The sequence below is a fragment of the Kineosporia rhizophila genome, from assembly GCF_021277265.1.
GTDB lineage: Bacteria > Actinomycetota > Actinomycetes > Actinomycetales > Kineosporiaceae > Kineosporia > Kineosporia rhizophila.
Genome location: NZ_JAJSOH010000003.1, coordinates 276191 through 295519 on the forward strand (window position 1 = coordinate 276191; position 19329 = coordinate 295519).

General features: G+C 69.6%; 26 protein-coding genes. 8 read left to right on the plus strand and 18 right to left on the minus strand.

What is annotated here, in order from left to right; translation table 11 throughout:
• Positions 1–56: 56 nt before the first annotated feature.
• The 5 genes from LWF15_RS07980 to LWF15_RS08000 form a co-directional block, all read right to left on the minus strand.
• Entirely contained in the window at positions 57–884 is an 828-nt protein-coding gene (locus LWF15_RS07980) for an ABC transporter permease (protein WP_232809748.1), read from the minus strand.
• Entirely contained in the window at positions 881–1783 is a 903-nt protein-coding gene (locus tag LWF15_RS07985; protein ID WP_232809749.1) for an ABC transporter ATP-binding protein, read from the minus strand. Before LWF15_RS07985 ends, LWF15_RS07980 begins: the two co-directional genes overlap by 4 nt.
• Before the next feature lie 140 nt (positions 1784–1923).
• Positions 1924–2697, minus strand: coding sequence for a beta-glucanase (gene bglS / locus LWF15_RS07990; protein WP_232809750.1), 774 nt, complete (start codon positions 2695–2697; stop codon positions 1924–1926).
• A gap of 61 nt (positions 2698–2758) precedes the next feature.
• A complete protein-coding gene (locus LWF15_RS07995) occupies positions 2759–3709 on the minus strand; it encodes a DNA polymerase domain-containing protein (protein WP_232809751.1) in 951 nt (316 codons plus the stop codon).
• A 25-nt stretch (positions 3710–3734) separates the two neighbouring features.
• Complete coding sequence (locus LWF15_RS08000; protein ID WP_232809752.1) at positions 3735–4118, minus strand: VOC family protein; 384 nt, start codon at positions 4116–4118, stop codon at positions 3735–3737.
• A gap of 129 nt (positions 4119–4247) precedes the next feature.
• On the opposite strand from LWF15_RS08000, the gene LWF15_RS08005 reads away from it, so the two are divergent.
• On the plus strand, positions 4248–4808 hold the full coding sequence (locus tag LWF15_RS08005) for a YciI family protein (protein ID WP_232809753.1): 561 nt from the start codon (positions 4248–4250) through the stop codon (positions 4806–4808).
• A gap of 4 nt (positions 4809–4812) precedes the next feature.
• Here the strand turns inward: LWF15_RS08005 and LWF15_RS08010 are convergent, their stop codons facing one another.
• On the minus strand, positions 4813–5652 hold the full coding sequence (locus LWF15_RS08010; protein ID WP_232809754.1) for an SDR family oxidoreductase: 840 nt from the start codon (positions 5650–5652) through the stop codon (positions 4813–4815).
• Between the two features lie 151 nt (positions 5653–5803).
• Here LWF15_RS08010 and LWF15_RS08015 point away from each other — a divergent pair, with 151 nt between their 5' ends.
• On the plus strand, positions 5804–6661 hold the full coding sequence (locus LWF15_RS08015) for a helix-turn-helix transcriptional regulator (protein ID WP_232809755.1): 858 nt from the start codon (positions 5804–5806) through the stop codon (positions 6659–6661).
• Here LWF15_RS08015 and LWF15_RS08020 read toward each other — a convergent pair.
• From LWF15_RS08020 to LWF15_RS08055, 8 genes are all read right to left on the minus strand, one after another.
• Positions 6633–7628 (minus strand): inorganic phosphate transporter, encoded by a 996-nt coding sequence (locus tag LWF15_RS08020; RefSeq protein ID WP_269809828.1) that lies wholly within the window; start codon positions 7626–7628, stop codon positions 6633–6635. The genes LWF15_RS08015 and LWF15_RS08020 overlap by 29 nt on opposite strands.
• Before the next feature lie 9 nt (positions 7629–7637).
• Positions 7638–8258, minus strand: coding sequence for a DUF47 domain-containing protein (locus LWF15_RS08025; protein WP_232809757.1), 621 nt, complete (start codon positions 8256–8258; stop codon positions 7638–7640).
• A gap of 208 nt (positions 8259–8466) precedes the next feature.
• Positions 8467–9861 carry a hypothetical protein gene (locus tag LWF15_RS08030; protein ID WP_232809758.1) on the minus strand — a complete coding sequence of 465 codons (1395 nt, stop codon included), beginning with the start codon at positions 9859–9861 and terminating at the stop codon, positions 8467–8469.
• Positions 9861–10394 (minus strand): SigE family RNA polymerase sigma factor, encoded by a 534-nt coding sequence (locus tag LWF15_RS08035; protein ID WP_232809759.1) that lies wholly within the window; start codon positions 10392–10394, stop codon positions 9861–9863. Before LWF15_RS08035 ends, LWF15_RS08030 begins: the two co-directional genes overlap by 1 nt.
• Positions 10395–10509: 115 nt before the next feature.
• Positions 10510–10914: a DUF6228 family protein gene (locus LWF15_RS08040; protein ID WP_232809760.1), complete on the minus strand. Its 405-nt coding sequence runs from the start codon at positions 10912–10914 to the stop codon at positions 10510–10512.
• A 4-nt stretch (positions 10915–10918) separates the two neighbouring features.
• On the minus strand, positions 10919–11227 hold the full coding sequence (locus LWF15_RS08045; RefSeq protein ID WP_232809761.1) for a YciI family protein: 309 nt from the start codon (positions 11225–11227) through the stop codon (positions 10919–10921).
• Between the two features lie 39 nt (positions 11228–11266).
• Entirely contained in the window at positions 11267–11638 is a 372-nt protein-coding gene (locus LWF15_RS08050) for a hypothetical protein (RefSeq protein ID WP_232809762.1), read from the minus strand.
• A gap of 1 nt (position 11639) precedes the next feature.
• Entirely contained in the window at positions 11640–11981 is a 342-nt protein-coding gene (locus LWF15_RS08055) for a hypothetical protein (protein ID WP_232809763.1), read from the minus strand.
• Between the two features lie 160 nt (positions 11982–12141).
• Between LWF15_RS08055 and LWF15_RS08060 the strand changes: the two genes are divergently transcribed.
• The 3 genes from LWF15_RS08060 to LWF15_RS08070 all read left to right on the plus strand — a co-directional run bounded on the left by LWF15_RS08060 (position 12142) and on the right by LWF15_RS08070 (position 14333).
• Positions 12142–12549: a hypothetical protein gene (locus LWF15_RS08060; protein ID WP_232809764.1), complete on the plus strand. Its 408-nt coding sequence runs from the start codon at positions 12142–12144 to the stop codon at positions 12547–12549.
• 108 nt (positions 12550–12657) lie between these two features.
• On the plus strand, positions 12658–13785 hold the full coding sequence (locus LWF15_RS08065) for a GDSL-type esterase/lipase family protein (protein WP_232809765.1): 1128 nt from the start codon (positions 12658–12660) through the stop codon (positions 13783–13785).
• On the plus strand, positions 13767–14333 hold the full coding sequence (locus LWF15_RS08070) for a TetR/AcrR family transcriptional regulator (protein WP_232809766.1): 567 nt from the start codon (positions 13767–13769) through the stop codon (positions 14331–14333). Before LWF15_RS08065 ends, LWF15_RS08070 begins: the two co-directional genes overlap by 19 nt.
• 140 nt (positions 14334–14473) lie before the next feature.
• Here LWF15_RS08070 and LWF15_RS08075 read toward each other — a convergent pair whose 3' ends face one another.
• The 3 genes from LWF15_RS08075 to arsM all read right to left on the minus strand — a co-directional run bounded on the left by LWF15_RS08075 (position 14474) and on the right by arsM (position 16593).
• Entirely contained in the window at positions 14474–14893 is a 420-nt protein-coding gene (locus LWF15_RS08075; RefSeq protein WP_232809767.1) for a nuclear transport factor 2-like protein, read from the minus strand.
• Positions 14894–15176: 283 nt separating this feature from the next.
• Complete coding sequence (locus tag LWF15_RS08080) at positions 15177–15635, minus strand: arsenate-mycothiol transferase ArsC (protein ID WP_232809768.1); 459 nt, start codon at positions 15633–15635, stop codon at positions 15177–15179.
• A gap of 76 nt (positions 15636–15711) precedes the next feature.
• Positions 15712–16593, minus strand: coding sequence for an arsenite methyltransferase (gene arsM / locus LWF15_RS08085; protein WP_232809769.1), 882 nt, complete (start codon positions 16591–16593; stop codon positions 15712–15714).
• 96 nt (positions 16594–16689) lie between these two features.
• On the opposite strand from arsM, the gene LWF15_RS08090 reads away from it, so the two are divergent.
• Positions 16690–17121: an ArsR/SmtB family transcription factor gene (locus LWF15_RS08090; protein ID WP_232809770.1), complete on the plus strand. Its 432-nt coding sequence runs from the start codon at positions 16690–16692 to the stop codon at positions 17119–17121.
• An 8-nt stretch (positions 17122–17129) separates the two neighbouring features.
• Positions 17130–17600: a GNAT family N-acetyltransferase gene (locus tag LWF15_RS08095; protein ID WP_232809771.1), complete on the plus strand. Its 471-nt coding sequence runs from the start codon at positions 17130–17132 to the stop codon at positions 17598–17600.
• A 259-nt stretch (positions 17601–17859) separates the two neighbouring features.
• Here LWF15_RS08095 and LWF15_RS08100 read toward each other — a convergent pair whose 3' ends face one another.
• Positions 17860–18750 carry an alpha/beta fold hydrolase gene (locus tag LWF15_RS08100; protein ID WP_232809772.1) on the minus strand — a complete coding sequence of 297 codons (891 nt, stop codon included), beginning with the start codon at positions 18748–18750 and terminating at the stop codon, positions 17860–17862.
• A gap of 86 nt (positions 18751–18836) precedes the next feature.
• On the opposite strand from LWF15_RS08100, the gene LWF15_RS08105 reads away from it, so the two are divergent.
• Entirely contained in the window at positions 18837–19313 is a 477-nt protein-coding gene (locus tag LWF15_RS08105) for a MarR family winged helix-turn-helix transcriptional regulator (RefSeq protein ID WP_232809773.1), read from the plus strand.
• The last annotated feature ends 16 nt before the right edge of the window (positions 19314–19329 follow it).

The window sequence follows — 19329 nt, forward strand, 5'->3', positions numbered from 1 at the left end:
GCCGCTGTGCGTGTCGCACAGCGGCCCTCGAACGAATGGTTTCCCCGGCGAAGAGGTCACTTCACCTCGGAGCGCATGAGCGCGACCAGGCCGATCGCCAGCGGCAGAGCCAGCCAGACGGCGCTGGTGACGGCCAGGTTCGCCCACTCCTCACCGCTGAGGTTCCCACCGAACAGGGCGCCCTGGGCGTAGTTGAAGTCCAGCCACCCCCGGCGCTCGTCGTACCAGGAGGCGTTGGCGGCCAGCAGTTCCGAGAGGCCGGGCAGCACCAGGGAGAAGACGAAGTAGCCGACGATGGCGCCGGCCGAGTTACGGATGACCACGCCGAGCATGAACCCCACGAGCATGCCGAGCGTGTTGCCGAGCACGATGTACAGCAGGTCGCTGACCGAGGCGTCCCAGGTGGCGTCCACCCCGGCCAGGGCGGAGCCGGCGACGTTGCCGAGCACGCCGATGACCATGGCCAGGACCATCGAGGTGACCGCGACGGTGAGGGTGGCGATCGCCTTGGCGGCCACCACCCGGCCGCGGTGCGGCACCAGGGTGAACGTGGTCAGGCCGCTGCGCTGGCTGTATTCGCTGGTCACGGACAGGACGGCGATCATCGGCAGGATGACGCTCATCGGGAAGCCGACGGCGCTGGCGAAGGAGGTGTAGGTGACGTCGGCGTCGGGGGCGAAGATGATGACCGCGACGGTGGCCAGGGTGGCGGTGATGGCGATGCTGGCCATCAGCCAGAAGCCGGAGCGGGTGTCGAACATCTTGCGCAGTTCCACGCCGACCACGCGGCTCAGGGGGATGGGCCGGATCGGCCCGGCCTCCTCCAGCGCCACGCGCCGGGTGCGCAGGGATGTCTCGGGCGTGCTGAGGGCGGCGGTGCTCATGCCACGGCTCCTTCGCGCTGGGTCTCGGCGGTCAGTTCCAGGAACATGTCTTCCAGGCCCGCCCCGTCGGCGGTGCGCAGTTCGGTGAGGGCGACCCCGACGGCCAGGGCGGTCTTGCCCACCAGTTCCGGCTCGGCGGAGGTGCGCAGGCCGCCGTCGGGCAGGACCGTGGTGTCGAAACCGCTGCTGCGCAGGGCCCGTTCCAGCTCGGCCAGCCCCGACGAGGCGCGCACGGTCGTCCCGGCTCGTTGCAGCAGAGAGGCTTTCGTGCCCGAGGCGACGATCCGGCCCTGCCCGATCACCACGAGGTCGTCGGCGATCACCTCGATCTCGTGCAGCAGGTGCGAGGACAGCAGCACGGTGCCGCCCTGGTCGGCGTACCCGCGCAGCAGGTCGCGCATCCAGCGGATACCGGCCGGGTCCAGGCCGTTGGCCGGCTCGTCGAGGATCAGCACCTGTGGGTCGCCGATCAGCGCGGTGGCGATGCCGAGGCGCTGGCGCATGCCCAGGGAGTAGTTGCGGACCCGACGGTCGGCCTCGCTGCTGGTGAGGCTGACCTGCTCGAGCATGGCTGCCACCCGCGAGCGGGGCAGGCCCATGGTCTGCTGGGCCACGGTGAGGATCTCCCGGCCGGTGCGCCCGGCGTGCTGGGCGGAGGCGTCCAGAAGAACGCCGACCTCGCGCCCCGGATTGGGCAGGTCGGCGTAGTGGCGCCCGAGGATGGTGGCCTGCCCGGCCGTGGCCTTGGTCAGGCCGACCAGGACGCGCATCGTGGTGGACTTCCCGGCCCCGTTCGGTCCGAGGAAGCCGGTGACGCGGCCCGGTTCGGCCGTGAAGGAGACGCTGTCGACGGCGGTGAAGCCGCCGTACTTCCGGGTGAGTGACTCGATCGAGATCATGAGGTTCAGCGTGGCGGTGGTCACAGGTGCGCCACATCGGGGAACACGCTGAGCCGCGCCCTGGAAGTCCTCAGGGTCGTCCCTGATCACCCCCTTCCGGGACGCGGACTGACAACGGTGCCAACAAACGTCCGAACGGCTTAGTACTGGGTGTATCTGATCCATTCGTAGCGGGCGGTCAGGGCCCGGCCGGGATAGGTGAACGGGCCGAGCCACTCGTCCACCCCGATGCCGGGCCACAGGTTGACCATGATGCGCTGCGGGTGGCTCGGCAGGGGGCCTCGTGAGCCGTCCTCCTGATGCACCAGCCGGCCGTCCACGAACCACTTGATGGTGCTCTCGCGCCACTCGATGGCGTAGTTGTGAAAGCCGGTGGAGGCGTCGAACCCCAGATCGATGACGCTCTCGTGCCCACCCACGCCGTCGGTGTAGTAGTTGGTCTGCATCTGGGTGGTGTTCCGGCCCAGGATCTCGACGTCGATCTCGTCCCACGGCTGGCCGTCGCTGGGGCCGGTGTAGGTGAAGAACGACGTGACGGTTCCGGGGCGTTTGACGGCCTTCATGCGTACCTCGAAACGCCCGTACGAATATTGGGCGTTGGTGCGGTATTCGCCGGAGGCATACGGTTTGGCCGAGCAGCCGCTGGGGCAGGTGGCCGTGTCGAGGTTGATGGCCATGACGCCGCCGCTGTGCCGGATGTGGTCGGCGCGCCAGCCGGCGTTGAACACGCCGCCGTTGCTCCAGCCGTTCGCCTTGTGCCAGCGGCGGGTGTCGAAACCGTTCAGGTGGTCGAGGAATCCACTGCTGGCGGCTGCCTGGGCCGGGGCGCTGGCGCTGGGGCTCACCACGGCGGTGAAGACGGCCAGCGTGGCCACGGCGGCGGCCCGGGCCAGACGGGATCGGTTCCACTGCACGGTGATCTCCCGCTTGCTCTCGGCTACCCTGCGGCGAGTGTGAGCCTGCGCAAAGGGGCTGTCAAGCGGGAGGGTTCGGGTCAGCGGCGGCCTTTTTGCGCCGCTTGCCCTCGTGCATGGCCTGCACGCGAGCCACCGGAATGGTGTGGCCCTCGGCGACGAGGTCGGCATCGAGGGCCTGCGGTGCCGGCATCAGCTCGCGCCACGGGTCGGCATCACCGAGTCGTTCTGGGGCCGTCCTGATCGTGAAGTCGCCGGGGGTCACCGCATCGATCTCGTCCCACCGCAGGGGGAAGGACACCGGCAGGCCGGGCCGGATCCGGGGGCTGTAGGCGGCCACCACCGTGGCACTTCCGGCCCGGGTGGAGTCCAGGAATACTCGCCCACCACGATCGTCCCTAATGAAAGCCGTTGTGGTCAGCGCCGGATCGAGCCGCTCGGCCCGGGCGGCGACGGCGCGGGTGGCGGCCGCGACGTCTTCGATGCTGAAAGTCGGCTCGAGCGGGACGAACACGTGCAGACCCTTGGCTCCGCTGGTCTTGACCACGCTGTCCAGCCCGACCTCGTCCAGCACCCGTCGCACGAGGTGTGCGGCGGCGGCCACCACGGCGAAAGGGCCCTCCGGCGGCGGGTCGAGGTCCAGCACCAGGTGCGACTGGCCGGAGCCCACGGGGGACAGCGGCACGTGGAACTCGACGGCGCGCTGGTTGGCGAACCACAGCAGGGTGCGGCGGTCGTTGCCGAGCGCGTACCTGACCTCCCGTTGCGACGAGCGCGCCGGGATGGTGACGGTGCGGATCCAGTCGGGGGCGTGCTTGGGCACGTTCTTCTGCATGAACGGCTCCTGCCCGGGCCGGACCCGCACCACCGACAGGGGCCGGTCGGTCAGCACCGGCACGATCCGGTCGGCGAGCGCGTCGAGGTAGTCGACCAGGTCGCGCTTGGTCACCCCGGCCTCGCCGGTCAGCGGCTGCTCCAGGTGCGTGAACGTCACGTCCTCGTCGTCGCTCATCCCGGCGGGCCCCCTCGGTGCTGGATCAGTGCTGGGCGATACCGGCCTCGTCGGCCGGGGTGGTGAGCACGCAGAACTCGTTGCCCTCGGGGTCGGCCAGTACGGCCCAGCCGCTGTCGTCGCTGCGCAGGTCGTTGACGATGGTGGCGCCCAGGTCGAGCAGGCGCTGGACCTCCTCGTCGCGGCTGCGGTCGACCGGGCGCAGGCACATGTGCATGCGGTTCTTGACCGTCTTGGCCTCGGGCACCCGCAGGAAGATCAGTTCCCGCCCGGCCGGGCCGGTCAGCGCCACCTCGTCGTCGTCGTCCTCCTCGACGGGACGGAAGTCGTCGAGCACCTGGGCCCACCACTCCGCCTGGGCACGCGGGTCATGAGCGTCGATGCAGAAGTTCGCGGTGCGGGAAGCCATGTGTCACCTCGACGAGGACGCGGGTAAGACGGGCCGAAATTACCAGTCCTGACCGTTCGCGCGAGCGCCGACGGCCCCTCGTCCATCGGCTACGGTTTGTCCCAGTTCAACATTTCGCAGCGAGGTGGGATGGAATTCCTCTGCTATCACCGCGACCGGCCGGGCTCGGCCGCGCTGCGTGAAGAGCTGGCCGAGCGCCACTGGTCATACATGGACCGCTTCGCCGACCGGATGATCGCCCGCGGCCCCACGCTGGCCGAAGACGGCACCGCCACGGGCAGTCTGCACATTCTCGACCTGCCCGACCCGGGTGCCGCCCGCGCGTTCGCCTTCGACGAGCCCAACTACCAGGCCGGTGTCTACCGGGACGTCCTGTTGCGGCGTTGGCGCAACGTCCTGGGCCGCACCATGTGGCAGTTCCCCGGCGCCGCCGCTGCGGGCAACCGTTACCTGGTCATCGGTCTCGGCGCCGGTGCCGGCGCCGGTGCCGGCGCCGGTGCCGAGGAACTGCCACCAACAATGGACGATCTGATCGCCTACGGCCCGCTGCTGTCGGATGACGGGGTGGCCCGGTTGGGTACGGCGCTCCTGGTGCAGGCGCCGGATGCCGATGCGGCGCTGGCTGTTCTGCCCGCTCAGGGGTACGCCGCGACCGAGGTGCACTCCTGGCGTTTCGGTGGGCGCCCCTAGGGTCTCAGCTCTCGCTGTTCCAGTCGGTGGAGGCGGCCAGGGTTTCCTGCGGTTCGATCTGGGCCAGGCGCTCGCGCAGGGCGCCGGTGACGAAACGGTAGGAGTCGCTGCCCAGGACCAGGCGCAGCGGTGCGGGTTCCTGGCCGGCGCTGTCGATGATCCGGGCGGCCATCTTCGCCGGGTCGCCCAGCGGGGGACGGCTGCGGTCCTTCGCGCCGCGGACCATGGCCGCGGGGGTGTCGTCGTAGGCCGTCATTGGCTCGGCCAGCTGCAGGCTGTCGAAGCGGAACTCGGTGCGCGCCCCGCCGGGCTCGACGATGCTCACGCCGATCCCGAAGGGCGCGACGTCGCGGGCCGTGCCTTCCATGAAGCCCTCGATGCCCCACTTCGCGGCGTGGTACAGCGAGGCGCCCGGGTTGGTGGCCAGGCCGCCGTAGCTGGAGATCTGGATCAGGCGGCCGCCGCCCTGGGCCCGCAGGTGCGGCAGCGCCGCCCGCACCACCTGGATCGAGCCCAGCAGGTTGGTGTTCAGCTGGGCCACCACCTGCTCGTCGGTCAGTTCCTCGGCCGCCCCGAACAGGCCGTACCCGGCGTTGTTGACCACCACATCGATGCGGCCCAGCTCGGCGAACGCCCGGTCCACGACGGCCCGCACGTTGGGGGTGTCGGTGACGTCCAGGTGCCCGACCCAGAACTGCTCGCCGTAGGTGCGCCGCAGGTCGTCCACCGATCCGGGCCGGCGCACGGTGCCGGCGACGCGCTCACCGCGCTCCAGCAGTTGTTCGGTCATCCGGCGGCCGAAGCCGCTGTTGACGCCGGTGATGAACCAGGTGCGAGATGCCATGTCGCTCGTTCTTCCTCTTCTGGCGCCCGCCGCCTCGGCGTGCGCTCGTGCCTTCACTCTGCAACCGGGCCGCCGGCGTCGGCAGATCCCTGTTGTTCCTGGTAGAAGCAGGGACAGGCAGGCCGCACGGTGATCGCCTACGGTGAGGGCCATGGCGACCAAGAGTGCTCTGGGGGACTTCCTGCGGGCCCGCCGCGAGCTGGTGCAGCCGGCCGACGTGGGCCTGCCCGGTGGCGGCCTGCGGCGCACGCCGGGCCTGCGCCGCGAAGAGGTGGCCATGCTGGCGGGGATCAGTGCCGAGTACTACCTGCGCCTGGAACAGGGCCGTGACCGCACTCCCTCGCCGCAGGTGGTGGAGGCGCTGGCCCGGGTGCTGCAGCTGGACGCGGCGGGTACCGAGCACCTGACCGGGCTGGCCCGCCCCAAGACCCGCAGGCGCCCGGCCGCCTCGGCCGATCGGGTGCCGGCCGGTCTCGAGATGCTCATCGGCACCCTGAACGTGCCGGCGTTCGTGGTCAACCGGTACCGCGACGTCCTGGCCGCCAACCGGCTGGCGGTGAGCCTGTCGCCGCTGATGCGCCCAGGCACCAACCGCCTTCTCACCTTGTTCACCGACCCGCAGGCGCGCGAGTACCACCCTGACCTGGACGAGAACGCGGCCAGCGTGGTGGCCCAGCTGCGCGCCGAGGTCGGCGCCGACACCGAGGACCCGCGGCTGCAGTCGCTGATCGGTGAGCTGTCCCTGAAGAGCCAGCAGTTCCGCCGGCTCTGGGCCCGGCACGACATCCGCAGGGGAGGCTCCGAGGTCAGCCTGATCCGCCATCCGCAGGTCGGTGAACTACGGTTGCGGCGCGAGAAACTGGCGGTGGTGGGTGCGGAGGGCATGCAGCTCGTCCTCTACCACGCCGAGCCGGGTAGCCCGACCGCCGACGCTCTCACCCTGCTCGCCACGCTGGAGGCCGCAGACCCGGCGCAGGTGCTCAGGCCAAGGGGTGCAGAAGCAGGCTGAGGCCCCCGGCCACCAGCGCCGAGGCCGGCAGCGTCAGGACCCAGGCGGTGAGGATGTCGCCCGCCACCCCCCAGCGCACGGCCGAACGCCGTTTCGTGGCGCCCACTCCCATGATGGCCGCGGTGATGGTGTGGGTGGTGGAGATCGGCGCGTGGAAGGCGTACGCGGTGGTGTAGAGCACCGACGAGGCCACGGTCTCGGCGACGAAGCCGCGCGCCGGGTCGAGCTCGATCACGCCGCGCCCGAGCGTGCGCATGATCCGCCAGCCGCCCGAGGCCGTGCCCAGGCTGATCGCGATAGCGGCCGAGAGTGTCACCCACAGCGGGATTCCCGCGCCCTCGGCGTGGTACCCGCCGGCCACCAGGGCCAGCGTCATCACACCCATGGTCTTCTGCGCGTCCTGCAGGCCGTGCCCGAACGACATGGCCGCGGCGGAAAAGATCTGGCCGGTACGGAAACCCCGCATCACGGGCGTGGGCCGGGCCTTACGGAAGGCCCACAGCACGCCGACCATGGCCAGGTAGGCCAGCCCGAACCCGACCAGGGGCGAGAGGATCATCGGGATCACGACCTTGTCCAGGATCACCGACCAGTGCACGGGGGAGGAGACCACCACCGCGGCGCCGGCCAGGCCCCCGATCAGGGCGTGCGAGGAGGACGAGGGCAACCCCAGCGCCCAGGTGAAGATGTTCCAGGTGATCGCCCCGACCAGGCCGGCCAGCACGATCAGCAGACCTGCGTGACCGTCGGGCGGGCTGATGATGCCGCTGCCGACGGTCTGGGCCACGCCGTGCCCCATCAGCGCCCCGACCACGTTGAACACGGCGGCCATGGCCAGGGCCTTGCGCGGGGTCAGGGCCCGGGTGGAGACGGCGGTGGCGATCGCGTTGGCCGCGTCGTGGAAACCGTTGGTGTAGTCGAACACCAGGGCCACGGACACGACCAGCACCACCAGGGTGAGGGTCAGTGACACCGGTCAGGACTCCTTGACCGCGATGGTCTCGACGTGGTGGGAGACCAGTTCGAAGGCGTCGGCCGCGTCCTCCAGGGCGTCGATGACCTCGCGCACCTTCAGCAGTTCCAGCGGCTCGTAGGCCCCGGAGTACAGCTCGGCCAGCATGTCCCGCCAGGCGTCGTCACCGACGTTCTCCAGGCGGTTGATCTCGACCCAGTACTCCTCCAGGCCCTCCATCGTGTGCAGACGGGGCAGGGCCCGGGCGGTGACCCGGGCCTGTTCCTGCAGGACCGCCAGCTGGGTCTCCACTCCGTCGGGCAGGCGGGCCGGGTTGGCCAGGACGAGCATGTCGGCGGCGGCCTCCATGTTGTCCATGCAGTCGTCCAGGGCCGAGGCCAGGGAGAAGATGTCCTCCCGGTCGAAGGGCGTGACGAACGTGCTGTTCAGCTTGCGCTTGGTGGCGTGGACGATGTCGTCGCAGGCGTGCTCGGCGTCGCGCATCCGCACCAGCAGGTCGGGCCGGTCGTCCGGCCCGGCATTGATCACGGCCTGCAGCAGCTCCGCCCCCTCGACCAGGGCGTTACCCGCCTGCACGAGCAGGTCGATGATCGTCGTGTCTCTCGGCGTGAGTCTGAACCGCATCTGCGCATCTCCTGTGTCCACCCGTGTCCGCGCTGACTGTAGCCAGAAACCGGACACAGTGGTCACTCGAAAGACGCGCCCCCATCAATCGTCGTTCATCCCCTGGTCACCTTGCCCGGTTCGGTGCCCGACTGTCCGGAAGATCCGGTGGCGGCCACCCGACCGAGGTGACCACCACCGTCCTTCAATTCAGCCCGAACTCGGGACGTCACGGAACCACGCGGGTCTCCGGTGTGTCCCCGATGTTCGCCCGGGAGCCCGCCAGGCTCCGCACCGGCGTGGAGCCCATCTCGGAACCGTCCGGCGCGTAGGCGGTTGCGATGGCCTCCTTGGCCGGGTCGGCGTCCACCGCGCCGATCCCCGCCTTCAGGTCGACCTCGATCGGGTCTTCTCCCTCGACCGTCACCGTGACCCGCTCGGCGCCCTCGGGGGCCACCACGATCGTCTCCTCGCTGGGACCGTGCTGTTCCTGGGGGTGGTAGGCGATCGGCCGGGAGTCGATCCCCTCGGCCGGAAGCAGCAGTCGCAGGCTGACCCCGCTGCCCTCGGAGCTCCAGTAGTAGGCGAAGGCCAGCACTCCCTGACCGGGCTGCTGCAGGGTGAAGACGTTCAGGTCCTGGCCCCGGAACGTCCCGGCGTAGCGCACTTTCAGGTCAGTACCCTCCAGGGGCAGGGCGGCCGTGTCCAGCGCGTCCTTCAGGCGGGCCCCAAGAGCCGCCGGGTCGGAAGAGTTGTCCCCGAGCGCTGCTTCGGCCTTGGCGGTGTAGGCGTCCATGTCCACGCCGCTCTCGCCCCAGGCCATGCCTTCGGACTCGATCGGAAGAGTCTTGCCGTCCTTGGTCAGGGTGGCCGTGATGGAGGGCGGGACTGCGTGCGGGGCGAGCACCTCCTCGACGAGCCCGCTGTCCTTCTTGCTGCTGGCGAAGACGCCGCCCTGCTCGACCGTGCCCTCGGCGGTGTAGCGGGCCTGGGTGCTGTTGGTCAGTTCGACGGTGTAGCCCACCGGGCCGACCATGACCGCCAGTCCTTCGGCGTCGTTGCTGACATCCGTCACTCCGCTGGCCGGCCGGGTGCCCTCGGCGCCCTGGCTCTTGGTGAGCCGTTTCGCGGAGGCTCCGCGCGGCCCGGTGAACCACGACAGGCTCGAGGCCTCGCTGGGCTGGTCCTCCAGCGACGCCGACGGGGCGGCGACATAGGCCAGTACCAGTCGCTGGTTGCCCACGTCCGAGGCGTACAGCAGCTTCGCCTCGCGGTTCTCGTGCGCGACGACCTTCGGCAGCATGGCATTCAGGAACTTCTCGTTCGTGGCCAGGGAGCCGCGCAGCGGGCTGTCGACGAGAGCCCGGCTGGGGACGACCAGGCTCGGCTTCTCCTGCTCGGAGGCGGGCGCCGAACGATCGGCCTGACCCGAGCCCAGGGCCTGCATACCGGCGGCCGCCCCGACCACGGCGACCACGGCCGCGACCGAGGTCGCCACCCGGATCCGCCGCGCCCGCTGGTTCTTTCGCTCGCGCTGCAGGAACGCAGGGTAGGGCTGCACCTCGTCGCCGGCGAAGGTGGCCTCGTCGGCGAGGGCCGCCCGCAGTTCGGTCTCGATGTTCATCACGGCCTCCGCAGAGCAGGGGTTGTCTTCACGGACGGGGTAGCGCCGGCCGGGCCGGCCGCCATCGTGCTGCGCAGGCGCTCCAGGCCCCGCGAGACCTGGCTCTTGACCGTGCCCACCGAACAGCCCATGGCTGCGGCGACCTCGGCCTCGGACAGGTCCTCGAAGTAGCGCAGGACCAGGGCCGCGCGCATCTTGACCGGCAAACGGCGCAGGGCGGCGATGAGTTGCTGACGCTGATCGATCCGCTCGTAGGGGTCGTGGTGACCCGGATCCACCGACAGGCTCGGGATCTCCCCGAAGCTGCGCCGGCGGCGCCACGAGATCGCCGTGGTCACCATCGCCCGGCGCACGTACTCCAGCGGGGCATCCATGCGCGAGACCTTGGGCCAGTGCCGGTGCACCTTCTCCAGGGCGCTCTGCACCAGGTCCTCGGCCCGGTCGCGGTCCCCGGTGAGCAGGAACGCGGTCCGGTTCAGCGAGCGCCAGTACTGCTGCACGAAGACCTGGAACCCGTCTTCGTCACTCGTCACGGTCGGCACCGTAAAGCACTCTCCAACCGTCATCGTGGGTACGCATCACCTCCTAAGAAACGTGCGTTGACCCAGGAAAGGTTGAGAGCCGATCCGCCGAAATCTTCAGCGCCCCTCAGGCGGGCCAGTCGAGCGTCTCGTCGAAGACCTCGGCCAGGCGGCGCATGTCCTCTCCGGCCGCGTGCTGCGACGTGGCCTGGAACGACCAGACCGGCTCACCGAGCACCACGTGCGACAGAGCCCAGGCCAACTGCACCCACCCGGTGTGCGTCGCGGTGATCTGCAGGCCGCCGCCGTGCGGGCTCCAGGTGCGCTCGCCGTCCCAGCCGCGGAAGTCCTCGTAGAGCGAGCGCAGGAAGGACGACGGTCCCTCTCCCTGCAGCAGCACGACCTGCACGTCGACCTGCACGAACGGACCGCTCGCGCGGACCCGCAGGCCGGCCACGGCGGGGTCGTCCGGACCCCAGGGGTAGTCCTTCTCGAAGTGCAGGACGACGTCGCCCTCGGCGCGGATCTGCATGGGCTCAGACGGTCGGCCGGAAGATCCGCATCGGCCGGATGCTCACATCACGCCAGACGTCGCCGGTCACGTACGGCTCGGCGTCGTACCAGGCCCGGAAGGCCGCCTCGTCGGCGAAGGCCACGTGCATGGACGAGCCGATCATGCGCCCGTCGTCATCGAGGATGGCGCCACCGCTGAGCAGTTCGCCCCGCTCGCTGAGGACCTGGGCGCCCGCGAGGTGTGCCTCCCGCACCGCCAGACGCCGCTCCAGCGCGTGCTCGTCCGTGCCGTCCCAGGCGGTGATCAGGTATTCGACCGACTTGGTGCTCATGGGCGCCAGCGTATTCGAGACGGAGCCTGACGAAAGTCCTCAGAAGTCCTGCCCGAGGATCGTCACCGCCATCCCCAGGGCCATCGCGCTGGTGGCAGCGGCGAACACCCGGTAGAAGGGCGGCGAGATGGTGGGCATGCCCTGCTCGCGCATGGCGTCGTTCACCCCAGCGGCGTTATCCCGAATGTTCAGGGCCACGACCAGCCCGCCGGTTGCCCCGGTGAGTAGGAACGGCAGAACGAACCATTTCAGCAACGACACGTCGAGATCGAAAATGAAACCGCTCAGGAAACCGATGATGGCGAAGAGCCAGGCCAGCGGAAGGGCGTAAGACAGTGCCCGGCTCGGCTGGGGCATGGCCCGGATCGAGCGCAGGTATGAGGCCGGCGTCAGGGTCTGGGTGGGCGGCATGTCAGAACCGTCCCGACAGGATGAGCCAGACGAACATGATCCCGACGGCCATGATGCCCACACCCAGCAGTCGGACGGCGATCAGGGGGAACACCACCGCCCCTTCCTGCTTCGACAGCTCGATCATCCGGGAGGCGTTACCCCGGAAGTCCAGGGCGTAGACCAGCCCGGCCAGGAACATCACGACGGTGAAAGGCAGCATGGACCACTGGATTCCGCCGTCAGTGGGCGTCGCAAAGCCGATGACGGAGATCACCCAGGTGGCCATGGCCAGCCAGAACAACGTCCTGATGGGTTGCGGCAGGCGAAGAACCATCCGGAAAGGGGCAAAGAACGTCTGCATGCCCGCAGACGCTAATCGGGCAATCTCCCCTCGCAACTCAAGATCGTCAACGTCCAGGTCGGTGAACTTCGGTCAAGCTCATCACTTCAGTTGGGCGGAAGGTGATCCGATGTCATGAGGTGACCGTGACCTCGTCGATGCAGTGGTCGAGGAGTACACCGTGGACGATCTCCCTGCAGGCGGCACCGTTCTTAGTGCCGAGGCAGTCCCCGTCTCCCCGCGTCGTCGCTGGCTGATCGTGACGGGCGCCGGGGTGGTGGCGGTCGGAGCGCTGATGGCCGGCCCGGCCACTGCTGCCGAACTGGTCTCCTTCATCGACCGGGCCCCGCGGAACGCGCAGGAGGTCGAGCGGATGGAGGTCTTCTACCAAGGTCGCTCCTACACCTGGGCTCAGATCTACAAGCTGCAGAAACAGGGCAAGGCCGGATACACGGTGGAGGAGCCGACCACCTACAACAAGGGTCAGGCCTTTGCCTTCGACTCCGCCACAGAGGCCGATGCCTGGGCCTGCGCCAACATCGCCGGCCTGGCGGCGCGACCGGTGTGCCAGTCACAGCCACCGGGCTGAGCAGTCCTAAGACCGCCCGGCCCTGCCTCGATCACTTCCTACGAGGTGTAGGATAAATCCATGAGTTCGATGGATACGTGGTCGCAGCTGGTCATCGGAGCTGCCGAAGTGGAGCGCACCGAGCGCGGTCTGCGGCTGCACCGCCTGCCCGCGTGGGTCCGGCGGCAGTTCGCAGACGGCCAGCTCATGGCCATGCAGGCTCAGCCCTCCGGCGTGCGTCTGGCCTTCACCACCACCGCCACCCGCATCGACCTGGTCACCCATCCGGTGCGCCTGGCCTACCGGGGGCTGGATCGCCCCCGCGGCAACATCGACGTCTGCATCGACGGCGAGCTCGTCCTGCGCGACCCTCTGACCGACGGGGACGTCAACGAGGTCGACCTGCAGACCGGCCAGACCACCCATCAGCCCGGACAGCCGCATCACACGCACCTGCGCGGCCTGTCCGCCGGCGACAAACGGGTGGAGATCTGGCTGCCGCACAACGAGAGCGTGGACCTCGTCGACCTGAGCGCCGACGCGCAGCTGCACCCGCTGACCACGCCGGCGCTGCGATGGGTGCACCACGGCAGCTCGATCAGCCAGGGCTCCAACGCCGCCGCCCCCACCCAGATCTGGCCAGTGGTCGCCGCCCAGCAGCTCGGCCTGAACCTGCGCAACCTGGGCTTCGGCGGCAGCGCGCTCGTGGACCCCTTCATGGCCCGCGTGATCCGCGACAGTCCCGCCGACCTGATCAGCGTCAAGCTCGGCATTAACGTCGTTAATCTCGACGGGATGCGCAGCCGCACCTTCGTCCCCGCCGTCCACGGCTTCCTCGACACGATCCGCGAAGGCCACCCTGACGTCCCCCTGCTCGTGATGTCACCGATCTACTGCGGCATCCACGAGAACACGCCCGGGCCGGGCGCTATCGATCCGGCGAGCCTGGGCACCGGCCAGGTGCGTTTCCTGGCGACCGGCCGGGAAGGCGACACTGAACTCGGGCGCCTGACACTGTCGGTGATCCGAAAACTGCTCGAGGACGTCGTCAAGTCTCGTTCGGATCGCAATCTGCACTACCTCGACGGGACGCAGTTGTACGGCGAGAAAGACGCAGTGCAGCTGCCTTTGCCCGACGCCCTGCACCCAGACGTCGCCACGCATCGCCTGATCGGCGAGCGTTTCGCCAAGCACGTGCGCTCTGAGCGTCCGGACGGTTCGCAGGAGGGGCAGCGGTCATGGCTCGCGCAGGCCTGAACCAGGAGATCGTCGAGGCGACCGCCGCCCAACTGGCCGACCAGGAAGGACTGGCCGGGCTGTCCCTGAGCGCGGTGGCCCGCCAGCTGAAGGTTCAGCCGGCGAGCCTCTACGTGCACGTGGCCAACCGGCCCGCCCTGCTGGCCGCTCTGCACCGCCGCGCCCTGGGCGACCTCGCCACCCGGATCAGCCACGAGATCGCCGGAAGGTCTGGGCTGGAAGCGCTTCAGGGACTGGCCGAGGCCCACCGCAGCCTGGCCCAGGAACACCCGGGGGCGTGGGCCGCACTGCAGCAGATCGCCGACGCCGACACCGCCACCTCGAAAGAGGCGGCCGAGGTGGTCCGGCTCAACATGGCCGTCCTTCGCCAGTACGACATCGCAGCAGACGAAACCGTTCACGCCACCCGGGTGATCGGTTCAGCCATCAACGGTTTCGTCTCCCTCGAACTCCAGCACGCTTTCGGCCACCGTGACGTCGATGCCGAAGCATCGTTCCAGCGGATGGTCAGTGCCCTGGACCGTGCGCTGCGCAGCTGGCCGTCGTGATGGCTTGCGGTACCACTTGAGGACGCTTGTGGGCCTGCATGTTTCGCTCTCACCAGTGCGTGGGAGGACTTCCGCGGCAGATCGCGCACCGATTGCCCGGGATCGCGGGGGAGCGGCTCACTCGCATCCGGACGTGTGAGTCACAAGGCGCGGACCGCCTCGACCAGCGGCCGCATGCGCTCGGCGTCGAAAGCGCTGAGCATGGCCACGATCCGCCCCTCCCGCACGGTGAGGCGATCGCGGCCGGGGATGTCGATCCGGCTGCCGTCCGACAAGGTGCCGCGGATCACGAGGTCTACCACGATCTGCGCGCCCTCGGACGTCACCACGGCGGACTCGGAGTAGTCCGGCATCAGCCTGGTGAAGAGGGCAAGACGCTGAGACAACGCCTGCAGCAACACGTCTGCGGGATAGAACCCGTCCGCCGGTTCGGCCGGCTCGTGCCGCAGCTCCACCTCCGGCCCCAGCCACTGACGCATAGCCTCCTGCGTCGCCGCCGGCCCCTGCGCAAAGGCCTGCTCCAGCTCGCCCGCGACCTCGGCCGCCATGGCTTCCTTCATTGCTGCTCCTCCGCCTCGCTGGAGGTCCAGCCTCGGGCCGGCGCCTGCGCCCGGGCAAGCTCCAGCGATCTGCTGAGCGCAGATGCAAGGTCGAACACTGAGACGGTCGCCCGAGCGCCGGCTTGAACGCTCGCAGGCCCGGCCTGCTCGGCATCAGTAAGGCTGCTACTGGGACGCCGATGGCGATCGAGTTGGTTGCGACGCTGGGGCGGGTCATGGGCGGGGCGAACCGGCTCCTGGTGCGCAGGCGCTGTACGAAGTGGTCCTGAGCGTGGCCAAAGGCTCAGACCCAAGGGGCGGCGCTGCCGCCCGCGGGCCCGGCTGCCGGGCTGCTTCCAGCCCCGGAGTCCAGCTGTGCTGCCAGGTCTTTCACGCGGGTGGTGATGTCGTCGCGGATCAGGCGCATGCGTTCCATGCCTTCGATGCCGCGCTGCGAGGGCTCGTCGGTCTCCCAGGTGATCACCGGCGTGCCGCCCACGGGTTCGACGCGGGCCTCGCTGCCCAGGACCACCACCAGGTCGGCGGCGGCGACCATGTCCGAGGTCAGGGCCTTGGGTGCCTGGCCGCTCATGTCGACGCCGACCTCGGCCAGCGACTGCACGGACTGGGCATTGAGTTTGGTGCCAGCATCGGTTCCGGCGGAGTCCACCTCGATGCCGGCACCGGCGTGCTGGCGCATCAGGGCGGCGGCCATCTGGGACTTGCCGCCGTTGCGGACGCAGACGAACAGGACTTTGCTCACGGCTGGAACTGCCTTCCGAGGAGGTGAGGGGCCGACGTCGCCTGGACGGGGGTGATGGCCATGGGTGGGGTGAGGCTCAGCAGCAACCGGTTGGTCCGCAGGCGGCCGACTCGTCTTGGCCGCTGCGATCGTTCTGGCTGATAAGCGTCAGCAGCTGGGGCGCGTCGCTGGGCTTGGTCGCGCGGATGATGGCGCCGTGCATGCCCGGGACCGCCTCGTGCGTGAATTCCACCGCGGCGTCGGTGAAACCGGCCGCAGCCAGTCCGTCGAGGTATTCGCTGCGGGACAGGGCGCCGGCGATGCAGCCGACGTAGCTGCCGCGTTCGGCCCGCTCGGCCGGGCTGAGGTGGTCCTCGGCCACGACGTCGCTGATCCCGATCCGCCCGCCCGGGACCAGGACCCGGAACATCTCGGCCAGCACCGCGCTCTTGTCGGTGGACAGGTTCACCACGCAGTTGCTGATCACCACGTCGATCGAGGCGGCCGGCAGCGGGATGGCCTCGATCTGGCCCTTGAGAAACTCCACGTTCGTGGCGTCGGCCTTCGCGGCGTTGGCGCGGGCCAGGGCCAGCATCTCCTCGGTCATGTCCAGCCCGAACGCCCGGCCGGTCGGGCCGACCCGCTTCGCCGACAGCAGCACGTCGATCCCACCGCCCGAGCCTAGGTCGAGCACCCGGTCGCCCGGCTGCAGGGAAGCCACCGCCATTGGGTTCCCGCAGCCCAGCGACGCGGCCAGTGCCTCAGCCGGCAGACCCTCCACGTCCTCACCCGCGTACAGGCCCGCCCCGAAGGAGCCGTCCAGGGCCATGGAGCCGGCCGCAACGTCCGGGCCACAACACGAGGCAGACGCCCCCTGCGCACCCGTGCTGGACACGGCGATCGCGGCTGCGGCGTACCCGGCCCGGACCTGCTCGCGCAGGTCCCCGGCACCATCGGCCCGGTTGATCGGTGTCGTCATGATCCCCACTCCTCGAAACGAGAGATAGACGCTTGTCGATGTCTGATCGTGGCTCAGGGATCGACAATCGTCAATGTCTTGACGCAGACTGGCTGCATGACGTCCGCGCAGACCGCCCGACCGCGCATCAACCTCCAGCCCTCGGCGGCCGCGGCCACGACCAAGGTCCAGGACGCGTCGTGCTGCACCCCCACCGGAACCGGGCCGATCCCCGGCGTCGAGGAAGCACAGAAGCTCGCGACCCTGCTCAAGGCCCTGGCCGAGCCCACCCGCCTGCAACTGCTGTCCTTGGTCGCGGCCCATGAAGGCGGCGAGGCGTGCGTGTGCGACCTGACCGCACCGGTCGGGCTGTCCCAGCCCACGGTCTCCCACCACCTGAAGATCCTGGTCGACGCAGGCCTGCTCACCCGCGAAAAGCGCGGCGTCTGGGCGTACTACACCCTCGTGCCCGAACGCCTGACTCAGATCACCGCGGCCCTGGGTGACTTCACCACGCCCCAGGCGCCGACGCCGCAGGCCGCCCAGTGATCGCTCCCATGACGTCCCAGCACGCCGGGCCGGTGCTGGCGATCTACCAAGCCGGGATCGACGAGGGCAACGCCACCTTCGAGACCACCGCGCCGGACTGGCCCGCCTTCGACGAGGCCAGACTGCCCGAGCACCGATTCGTCGCCCTCGAAGACGACACCGTCCTGGGCTGGGTCGCCGCCAGCAAGGTCTCCGACCGCTGCGTCTACGGCGGCGTGGTCGAGCACTCCGTCTACGTGGCCCCCGACGCCCGCGGCCGCGGCGTAGCCACCAGCCTCCTGGCAGCCCTGATCGACTCCACCGAAGCCGCCGGCATCTGGACCATCCAATCCGGCATCTTCCCCGAGAACACCGCCAGCCTGACCCTGCACCGGCGCCTCGGCTTCCGCACCATCGGCACCAGAGAACGCATCGGACGCCACCACGGCACCTGGCGCGACGTCATCCTCCTGGAACGCCGCAGCCCGCACATCACCTGAACCCGAAGTCGGCAAGGCGCTCGGCGAACTGTTCCGGCGTCTCGATCGTGATGCCCAATGCCTCGGCCCTTCGCGAAGGACTGTGCCGGTTCGGTCGCGACCTGTGCCGGCGTAGCCGTCGTCATGCTTGTCCTTCGCATCGCCAAAGGTCCAGCCCCAGGCTGCTGGCCGGGGCCGGGCAAGCTCGGCGCACGACACGGAGCCCCACCTACCCGCCCGAGGACCAGCGCGCCGGAGGTGGCGGTGCAAAGACGATCGTTCAGCGGCCGCCGTCGACGCGGTCGATGAAGTCGCCGACAGTGCTGGCAAAGGCAGCGGGCGCCTCCTGCGCGACGAAGTGCCCGACGTCGGGGATCGTGACCGCGGTGACGTCCTCGGCGACCTGGCGCATCGTCTGCTCGGTGAAGGGGGCGTTGATGCCGTCGACCGCGAGCACCGGAACGGTCAGTGGACGTGACCCGGCCAGGGTCCGCATCTGGTCCCCGCCGGTCAGGGAGGAGCGGTACAGCTCCTGGGTGCCGAGCCATCCGCCCGGCCGGGCATAGGTACGGGCGAACTCGTCGAGGTCGGCCTCGGTGACTGCGCCCGGCACCGTCGTCATCGCCGAGACGGCCCAGTCGAGCATCGTTCGCTCGTGGCCGGACAGGAACAGCTCCGCAACTCCCGGGGCGGCCAGGAAGCCCACGTGCCAGGAGCCGCCGTTCCTCACGTCTGCCAGCATCTCCCAGCCGTAGCCGGGCAGTGTGGTCTCGACGCCGGTGAGACTAAGAACGTCGTCGGGGTGCGTGGCCGCGAATGCGAAGACCGGCCCGCCGCTGATGTCCTGGCAGGTCACGTGCACGGGCCCGACGCCGAGGTGGGCGATCAGCTGGTGCAGGTCCTCCGCCATGGTGGTCAGGTCGTGCGCGCCGTCGGCGACGGCGGAGTCGCCGAAGCCGCGCAGGTCGACGGCGAAGACCCGGTGGGTGGTGGCGAGCAGCGGGATGACGTCGTGAAAGGCCCACCAGGACTCCGGCCAGCCGTGCACCAGCAGGATCGGGGAGCCGGTGTCGCCGGCCGAGACGTAGTGCAGCGTGGTGCCGTTGACGTCGGCGCTGTGGTGCGTGACGCCCGCCACCGAGGGGGAGGCGGTCGTGAAAGAGCTGGACATGCGGTGACTCCCATAATGGACAACCAGGTTGACTTCAGTGTTGGTCAACCAGGTTGTCCATGTCAAGGGAGATCTAGACTGCGGTCATGTCCTCAGGATCCGGCGCCGATCTCGCCCTGCTGCTCCTGGGCAGCTATCGCAATCTGGTGGACGAAGTGGTCCGGGAACTGGCGACCCGGGGATACCCCGACGCCCGGCCCTCGCACGAGTACGCGATCCGGGCCATCCGGGCCGGCGCCAACAGTGCCTCGGACCTGGCTCGCAGGCTGGCCGTCACCAAGCAGGCCGCGGCGAAGACGATCGCCGCGCTGGTCGAACGCGGATACGTCACCACCGAGACCGACCCCGCCGACGTCCGCCGCAAGAACATCCGGATCACCGATCACGGGATGGGGCTGATCGCCGAGGGCACCGCGATCTTCGACGAGGTGCGGGCCCGCTGGGAAGCGCGTCTGGGCGCCGACGAACTGGCCCGGCTGGAGTCGCAACTCGCACAGTTCGTCGGTGACTCGCCGATCAACCTCGACGCCCCGGGCTGGGCGGCGGGACAGGAACTGCGCTAAAAAGCGTTCTGCCAGC

What these genes read in the sequence shown, in the direction of transcription:
- LWF15_RS08015 (WP_232809755.1), top strand. Translation starts at nt 5,804, where the DNA reads ATGGCGACCAAGAGTGCTCTGGGGGACTTCCTGCGGGCCCGCCGCGAG.
- LWF15_RS08010 (WP_232809754.1), bottom strand. Translation starts at nt 5,652, where the DNA reads ATGGCATCTCGCACCTGGTTCATCACCGGCGTCAACAGCGGCTTCGGC.
- arsM (WP_232809769.1), bottom strand. Translation starts at nt 16,593, where the DNA reads ATGACGACACCGATCAACCGGGCCGATGGTGCCGGGGACCTGCGCGAG.
- LWF15_RS08095 (WP_232809771.1), top strand. Translation starts at nt 17,130, where the DNA reads ATGACGTCCCAGCACGCCGGGCCGGTGCTGGCGATCTACCAAGCCGGG.
- LWF15_RS08025 (WP_232809757.1), bottom strand. Translation starts at nt 8,258, where the DNA reads ATGCGGTTCAGACTCACGCCGAGAGACACGACGATCATCGACCTGCTC.
- LWF15_RS08090 (WP_232809770.1), top strand. Translation starts at nt 16,690, where the DNA reads ATGACGTCCGCGCAGACCGCCCGACCGCGCATCAACCTCCAGCCCTCG.
- LWF15_RS08055 (WP_232809763.1), bottom strand. Translation starts at nt 11,981, where the DNA reads ATGCAGACGTTCTTTGCCCCTTTCCGGATGGTTCTTCGCCTGCCGCAA.
- LWF15_RS08075 (WP_232809767.1), bottom strand. Translation starts at nt 14,893, where the DNA reads ATGAAGGAAGCCATGGCGGCCGAGGTCGCGGGCGAGCTGGAGCAGGCC.
- LWF15_RS07995 (WP_232809751.1), bottom strand. Translation starts at nt 3,709, where the DNA reads ATGAGCGACGACGAGGACGTGACGTTCACGCACCTGGAGCAGCCGCTG.
- LWF15_RS08045 (WP_232809761.1), bottom strand. Translation starts at nt 11,227, where the DNA reads ATGAGCACCAAGTCGGTCGAATACCTGATCACCGCCTGGGACGGCACG.
- LWF15_RS08030 (WP_232809758.1), bottom strand. Translation starts at nt 9,861, where the DNA reads ATGAACATCGAGACCGAACTGCGGGCGGCCCTCGCCGACGAGGCCACC.
- LWF15_RS08105 (WP_232809773.1), top strand. Translation starts at nt 18,837, where the DNA reads ATGTCCTCAGGATCCGGCGCCGATCTCGCCCTGCTGCTCCTGGGCAGC.
- LWF15_RS08040 (WP_232809760.1), bottom strand. Translation starts at nt 10,914, where the DNA reads ATGCAGATCCGCGCCGAGGGCGACGTCGTCCTGCACTTCGAGAAGGAC.
- LWF15_RS08100 (WP_232809772.1), bottom strand. Translation starts at nt 18,750, where the DNA reads ATGTCCAGCTCTTTCACGACCGCCTCCCCCTCGGTGGCGGGCGTCACG.
- LWF15_RS07985 (WP_232809749.1), bottom strand. Translation starts at nt 1,783, where the DNA reads ATGATCTCGATCGAGTCACTCACCCGGAAGTACGGCGGCTTCACCGCC.
- LWF15_RS08070 (WP_232809766.1), top strand. Translation starts at nt 13,767, where the DNA reads ATGGCTCGCGCAGGCCTGAACCAGGAGATCGTCGAGGCGACCGCCGCC.
- LWF15_RS08000 (WP_232809752.1), bottom strand. Translation starts at nt 4,118, where the DNA reads ATGGCTTCCCGCACCGCGAACTTCTGCATCGACGCTCATGACCCGCGT.
- LWF15_RS08050 (WP_232809762.1), bottom strand. Translation starts at nt 11,638, where the DNA reads ATGCCGCCCACCCAGACCCTGACGCCGGCCTCATACCTGCGCTCGATC.
- LWF15_RS08005 (WP_232809753.1), top strand. Translation starts at nt 4,248, where the DNA reads ATGGAATTCCTCTGCTATCACCGCGACCGGCCGGGCTCGGCCGCGCTG.
- LWF15_RS07980 (WP_232809748.1), bottom strand. Translation starts at nt 884, where the DNA reads ATGAGCACCGCCGCCCTCAGCACGCCCGAGACATCCCTGCGCACCCGG.